The sequence below is a fragment of the Streptomyces sp. genome, assembly GCF_050698815.1.
Lineage (GTDB): Bacteria > Actinomycetota > Actinomycetes > Streptomycetales > Streptomycetaceae > Streptomyces.
The window spans coordinates 1-3,172 of the sequence record NZ_JBOHCV010000725.1; the positions used below are offsets into that span (position 1 = coordinate 1).

The 3,172-nt window shown below is 70.0% G+C and carries 4 protein-coding genes; 1 reads left to right on the forward strand and 3 read right to left on the reverse strand.

Annotated elements, in window-relative coordinates:
* Positions 1-137 (reverse strand): hypothetical protein (locus ACRDP3_RS25810; RefSeq protein WP_431519409.1); only part of this gene is annotated, 137 nt, incomplete at its 3' end.
* 151 nt (positions 138-288) lie between these two features.
* On the opposite strand from ACRDP3_RS25810, the gene ACRDP3_RS25815 reads away from it, so the two are divergent.
* Positions 289-822 (forward strand): PLD nuclease N-terminal domain-containing protein, encoded by a 534-nt coding sequence (locus ACRDP3_RS25815; RefSeq protein ID WP_431519406.1) that lies wholly within the window; start codon positions 289-291, stop codon positions 820-822.
* A gap of 41 nt (positions 823-863) precedes the next feature.
* Here ACRDP3_RS25815 and ccsB read toward each other — a convergent pair whose 3' ends face one another.
* Complete coding sequence (ccsB, locus tag ACRDP3_RS25820) at positions 864-1,958, reverse strand: c-type cytochrome biogenesis protein CcsB (protein WP_431519407.1); 1,095 nt, start codon at positions 1,956-1,958, stop codon at positions 864-866.
* The coding region (resB, locus tag ACRDP3_RS25825) for a cytochrome c biogenesis protein ResB (protein WP_431519408.1) at positions 1,955-3,172 on the reverse strand (1,218 nt) is incomplete at its 5' end. The genes ccsB and resB, both read right to left, overlap by 4 nt.

Below are 3,172 nucleotides of genomic sequence, written 5' to 3' on the forward strand. Positions count from 1 at the left end.
CCGGACTTCTGCACCCGGTCGACGATCTCACCGACTTCGAGATATGGATCGACCTCGGCCTTGATCCGCTTGAGGTCCCTGTCCCGCTCCAGCGCCCGCAGCAGCGAGCGCAGATCGTCGTAAGCCATGCGCTCCAGTATCCGCCATGGCCCCGCGCCCTTCGCCGCCCGCCCCCGGCGGTATCCGGCACACCGTTACGCTGTCCCTGTACGTGAACCGCCACGCGAACCGCGCCAACCGCACCAGTGGCCCGCCGCGCCGAGTCAGCCCGCCTAGGGGGCGTCACACATGCTCAGGTATCTGCCGTTCATTCTCGTCCTGGCGGTGTGGATCTACGCCTTCATCGACTGTCTGAACACCCCGGAGAAGGAGATCCGCAAGCTGCCGAAGGTGGCCTGGGTCATCATCATCCTGCTCTTCGGCCAGGTGCTGCTGGGCCCGGTGGCCTGGTTCGCTGTCGGACGTCCCCGCAGGAACGCGCCGTACGGCGCCACCCGCCCCGACGAGCGGCGCTGGGTCGCCCCCGACGACAACCCGGACTTCCTGAAGTCCATCAACGACGGGACGAAGCCGCGCAGTACGCGCGAGGACGAAGGCACGGGTACGGGCGCCGGCGCGGCCAAGGGCGAGGACCAGAGCGCGGAGAGCGGCATCGACGACGCCCGTACAGCTGACGGCGGCGAAGCCGGGACCGCCGCCGGGGCCGCCGCAGCTGGGGCCGCGGAGGCAGACCCCGCGCGGCAGGAGGCAGAACTGCGCCGCCGCGAGGAGGAGTCACGGCGGCGCGAGAACGGTGCGGGCGGTACGGACGACACCCCGTAGCGGAGCGGCGAGCGGGTGCCGGCGAGGAAGCGGGAAACGGCTCAGACGCCCGCGTAGCTGTGCTTGCCGTTGAAGATGATGTTCACGCCGTAGTAGTTGAAGAGGAAGCACGCGAAGGCGAGCAGCGCCAGGTAGGCCGCCTTGCGTCCCTTCCAGCCGGCGGTGGCGCGGGCGTGCAGGTAACAGGCGTATGCGACCCAGGTGATGAAGGACCAGACCTCCTTGGGGTCCCAGCCCCAGTAGCGGCCCCACGCGTCGCCCGCCCAGATGGCGCCCGCGACGATCGTGAAGGTCCAGAAGGGGAAGACGGCCGCGTTGATCCGGTAGGCGAACTTGTCCAGCGAGGAGGAGGACGGCAGCCGCTCCAGCACCGAGGTGGCGAAGTCGCCGGGGGTGCCGCCGCCGAGCAGCTTGGTCTCGTAGCGGTCGCGGAAGAGGTAGAGGACCGTCGCGACGCAGCCGAGGTAGAACAGCGCCCCGCAGACGATGGCCAGCGAGACGTGGATCCACAGCCAGTAGGAGTGCAGGGCCGGCACCAGCTGGGCGCTTTCGGTGTAGAGCACCGTGACGGCCAGGCCCAGGTCGAGCAGGACGGTCGTGACCAGTGGCAGACCGATCCAGCGGACGTTCTTCTTGGCGACCAGGAAGCCGAGGTACGCGCCGACGGCGACCATCGAGAAGGCCGTCGAGAACTCGTACATGTTGCCCCAGGGGGCGCGCTGCACCGACAGCGATCGGGCGAGCACACCGGCCACGTGCAGCAGGAAGGCCAGCGTCGTCAGGGAGACCGCGATCCGTCCGTACAGGTCGCCCTGCTCATTGCCTGCGGCGGCGCCGGGGCCGTCCGGCAGTTCGCCGCGCCGGCCCGCCGCGGAGCGGACGATGACCTTGGGGCGCTCCAGCACCGAAGTGGCGGCGCCCGCCGGCACCTTGACGGCCTCGGCGCCGGCCGCGGGAGCCCGGTCCCCCTGCGGGGTGCTGAGCGCGGCGGCCGTACGGGCCACCTTGCTGCGGCTGCCGAACACCCACTCGCCGATGTGCCCGACGAAGGCGAGGGTGTAGACGGCCATGGCCGAATAGATCAGATAGTTGCTGATCTCGGCCAGGTTCTCGTTGGTCGCGGCAGCGATGTTCACTGACGTCCTCCTCGCGAAGGTCCGGTGGCGGTGTCGGTGGCGGTGTCCGTGTCCGTGTCCGCCGGCGCAGGCGGCGCGTCGTTCTGCAGGGCGAACGCCAGGTCGCCCAGTTCCTCGGGGAGTTTCGCGGACTCGCTGCGTCCCAGCCCGGCCATCTCGACGACCGTGGTGCCGTCCGGGCCGGTCACGGCCCGTACCCACACCCGGCGGCGCTGGATGAACAGCGAACCGGCGAGCCCCCCGATCGCGGCGAGCGCGCCGCCCAGCGCCCAGCCGCCGCCCACCTGGTGGGAGACCTGGAACTGGGCCCACTGGCGCACGCCCTCGAACTTCAGCGAGCCGCCGCCGTTCGGCAGCTTCATCGACTCGCCGGGCAGGATCTTCTTCGCCAGCGGCCGCCCGTCCGCCTTCTTGAACTGCTTCATGCGCTTGGTGTCGAGCTGGTAGACGTTCTGCGCGGCTCCGTAGTCGAGCCCCAGGTCACCGTGGTAGGCGGTGAGGAAGAGCACCGGGAACTTCATGGCCGGGGACTGCGAGAACATCGTGCCCGAGCCCGCGCCGCCGAAGGTGGGCACGAAGAAGCCCTGGAAGCCGAGTTGGTCCCGGCGGCCCTTCGCGTCCCGGTAGTCGGTCACCTTGACCACGCCCGAGGACGTCAGGTTCTTGTCCTGCGGCAGGAAGGCGACCGGGCCGCGGTAGGCGGTCTTGCCCTTGCCGTCCGTCACGGAGACGACGGGGGCGTAGCCGTTGCCCATCAGATAGACCTTGGAGTCGCCGACCGCCAGCGGGTGGTTCACCTCGATCGAGCTCTTCCGCTCCTCGCCGTCCGCGCCCTCCCAGTACGAGACGTCGGCGCGGAAGGTGCGCGCGGTGCCCTTCTGCGGGCCGCTCTCCTCGTACGAGGAGTGGAATTCGTCGAGGGTGAAGCCGAAGGAGTCCAGGTCGCCGGAGTCGAAGAGGGAGCCGGACCTGAAGTCGTCGTACTGGGTGAGGGTGTTGGAGAAGCCGTCGCCCTTGATGATCAGCTTGCCGCCCTCGGACCCCCACAGCTGTCCGGCCGCGAAGGCGAGCAGCAGCACGATCAGCGCGACGTGGAAGACGAGGTTGCCGGCCTCGCGCAGGTAGCCCTTCTCGGCGGCCACCTCGTCCTTCCCGGCCTCGCGGTGCGTGCGGAAGCGGCGCCCGCCCAGCAGCGTACGGGCGCTGCCCAGCAC